This is a genomic window from Verminephrobacter aporrectodeae subsp. tuberculatae At4, from assembly GCF_000193225.1.
Taxonomy (GTDB): domain Bacteria; phylum Pseudomonadota; class Gammaproteobacteria; order Burkholderiales; family Burkholderiaceae_C; genus Acidovorax; species Acidovorax aporrectodeae.
In genome coordinates this window covers 1-1,539 of the sequence record NZ_AFAL01000866.1, presented here as the reverse complement: position 1 = coordinate 1,539, position 1,539 = coordinate 1, and the positions used below count along the sequence as shown (strand labels likewise).

1 protein-coding gene is annotated in these 1,539 nt (G+C 64.8%); it reads left to right on the top strand.

The window, feature by feature from the left end:
* Positions 1-1,539: SwmB domain-containing protein (locus VTU_RS29650; RefSeq protein ID WP_010109108.1), on the top strand; the 1,539-nt coding region annotated here is incomplete at both ends.

The following is a 1,539-nucleotide window of genomic DNA, read 5'->3' as shown; positions in this document are numbered from 1 at the left end:
CAGCGCCACGGTCCGCAGCAACCAACTGGTGATCCACTACACCGAACAGAGCGACTTGGACGATGCTGCGCTGGCGCGCAACGCAGGCTTTTCGGTAAAGGGCTACAACAACAAGAACTCGGTGGTCTGGATCATCTCTGTTGGCAGCGCCGTCGTGAACGCGACGGCCAAGACCGTGACGCTGACGCTCTTGGAGCGCATCGCCCAAGATGACAGGGTAAGCGTCAGCTACTTCAAGCCCTGGTCCGGCAATGTGGTGCAGGACGCGAAGGGCAACAAGGCGGCCAACTTCGAGGCGATGGCAGTGACCAACAACGCGCCAGCAGGAGCAGACACCACGGCCCCGGTGCTGGATAGCGCCACGGTCAACGGGAATCAGCTGCTGCTGACCTACACCGAAGCGGAGAACCTGAGCGCGAGGCCGCTCGCAGGCAACGCAGGCTTTACGGTCAGCAGCGCTGGTGGCACCGCCATCACCGTCACCGGCGCTGTGGTGGACGCGACGCGCAACACCGTCACGCTGACGCTCAGCCGCGCCGTGACCTCCAGCGAGACGGTGACCCTCAGCCACACCAGGGCGGGGGTCGAGGACGTTGCCGGCAACGACACGGCAGACTTCAGCAACCGGCCCGTGACGAACGTCACGCCAGCAGCAGACACCACGCCCCCGGTGTTCAGCCACGCCATGGCCAACGACGACCAGCTGGTGATCAGTTACACCGAACAGAACAGCTTGGCCTACGGAGCGCTGTCGGGCGACGGAGGCTTTGCGGTAGACCTCCTCAACAGCAGCGGCGTGGCAACGGAACGCTTGCACATCACGAGCGCCGTGGTGAACGCAATGGTCAAGACCGTGACGCTGACATTCGAAGGCCGTACCGTGGGCCACGGTGAGTCGGTGAGCGTCAGCTACACCAAGCCCGAATCCGGCAATGTGGTGCAGGACGCGGCGGGCAACCACGCGGCCAACTTCGAGAAGATGGCCGCGACCAACTACACGCTCGCGCCAGCAGACACCACGCCCCCGGTAATCAGCAGCGCCGTGCTCAACGTCAACCAGCTGGTGCTCACGTACACGGAAGCCAACAGCCTGGACGCGGCAGCGCTCGCGGACAACGCCGGCTTTACGCTCAACACCGCTGCTGGCACAAGGGCCATCATCGTGAGCCGCGCCGTAGTGAACGCCACGGCCAAGACCGTGACGCTGACACTGAGCCGCACCGTGGCCAGTGCGGAGACGGTGACCGTCAGCTACACCAAGCCCGGGTCTGGCGCCGTGGTGCAGGACGTTGCCGGCAACGACGCAGCGAACTTCAGCAACCGGGCGATGACCAACAACACACCAGCGCCACCAGACACCACGCCCCCGCAGCTGATCATCACCGGCGACTCTCGTCCCAAGGTCACTGGCGACCAACTGGTGCTCAGCTTTAGCGACACGGGCAACCTGGACGCGGACCGGGCCCACAAGCCGGCGAGCGGAGCCTTTACGGTGCTGGTCAACGGCGTCGCAAACGCCGTCACCCACGTCAGCGTCGA